Source organism: Colwellia ponticola, assembly GCF_005885605.1.
In the GTDB taxonomy this organism is placed as follows: domain Bacteria; phylum Pseudomonadota; class Gammaproteobacteria; order Enterobacterales; family Alteromonadaceae; genus Colwellia; species Colwellia ponticola.
Genome location: NZ_SZVP01000131.1, coordinates 1 through 448, shown reverse-complemented (window position 1 = coordinate 448; position 448 = coordinate 1). Strand labels below are relative to the sequence as shown.

The 448-nt window shown below is 37.9% G+C and carries 1 protein-coding gene; it reads left to right on the top strand.

Annotated elements, in window-relative coordinates:
* Positions 1-100: 100 nt before the first annotated feature.
* The coding region (locus FCS21_RS16195) for a hypothetical protein (RefSeq protein ID WP_138624516.1) at positions 101-448 on the top strand (348 nt) is incomplete at its 3' end.

The window sequence follows — 448 nt, the reverse complement described above, 5'->3', positions numbered from 1 at the left end:
AAAAAAGAGATGATACATTATTCACATAGCAAAGGCAATTAACGTCGTTGACTAATAATCGCTGAGCTAAAAATATAAAACGCACTTGGAGGCGAAAAGCATGATTAAAAGTTCAAAATTGGTAAACTTAGTATTGGTATCATCAACGGTATTAGGAATGGTAGTAACAGCTGGAACATCAACAGCGATGGCCGCAGCTAAAACATCTGCCGACACATCATCAGTAATGACTAAGAAAGATAACAGTCCTCGTATTGATTATCAAACATCTGGTACTTTAGCAGCAAGCGGTACAGCGATGGACGGTTTAGAATTAATCGCCGGCAATCAAGTAACACGTGGGACGATTCACATGAAATATGATGTGAAATCATTCGCAGCACTTAATTGGCAAGAACATACTGTAACAACAATTAAGTTGCCAAGAGAATTCAATGCTTTCGCTAAA